This is a genomic window from Spirosoma lituiforme, assembly GCF_054776635.1.
Genome location: NZ_BAAHBO010000053.1, coordinates 1 through 573 on the forward strand (window position 1 = coordinate 1; position 573 = coordinate 573).

Sequence of the window (573 nt, forward strand, 5' to 3'; positions counted from 1 at the left end):
TGGGAGTTGGGGGGACCTGAAGGTCGGTTTAAGCGCCGGGCAAGGGTAAACTCGGTAACTAGGGCTAAGTCGTAACAAGGTAGCCGTACCGGAAGGTGCGGCTGGAACACCTCCTTTTTGGAGCCGATCTGGTTGTCTCTTCGGAGCGATTGGAGAGGTTGAGTTAGTGCTGACGTTTGTTAAGGACATTGTCCGCTCCGATAGGAGCAGACAAGCTGTTCTTTGACCTACAGGGAAAGATAGACAACGGGGTAATAGCTGTTGTCTGGATCGATGAACTGACTTTCGAGTCAGCATCAAGAAACGAGTGACATCAACGAGTAGAATAAAGCGTAGTGAATACGCAGCAAAAGGGCGTCTGGGGGATGCCTGTGGCTTCTGATGGCGATGAAGGACGTGGCAAGCGACGAAACATGACGGGGACCCGCTGGCAGGGGCTGATCCGTTGGTATCCGAATGGGGCAACCCACTAGTTTGAAGAACTAGTACCTTTCGAGGGGCAAACGCGGCGAACTGAAACATCTAAGTACCCGCAGGAAGAGAAAACAATTGTGATTCCCTGAGTAGTGGCGA

Annotated in this window: 2 rRNA genes; both read left to right on the forward strand. The window is 52.2% G+C overall.

The annotated features are described in order from the left end of the window. A 16S ribosomal RNA gene (locus tag ACYU87_RS27640) occupies nt 1–117 on the forward strand; the annotation flags it as partial. A 220-nt stretch (nt 118–337) separates the two neighbouring features. After that, nucleotides 338–573 (forward strand): 23S ribosomal RNA (locus tag ACYU87_RS27645); the annotation flags it as partial.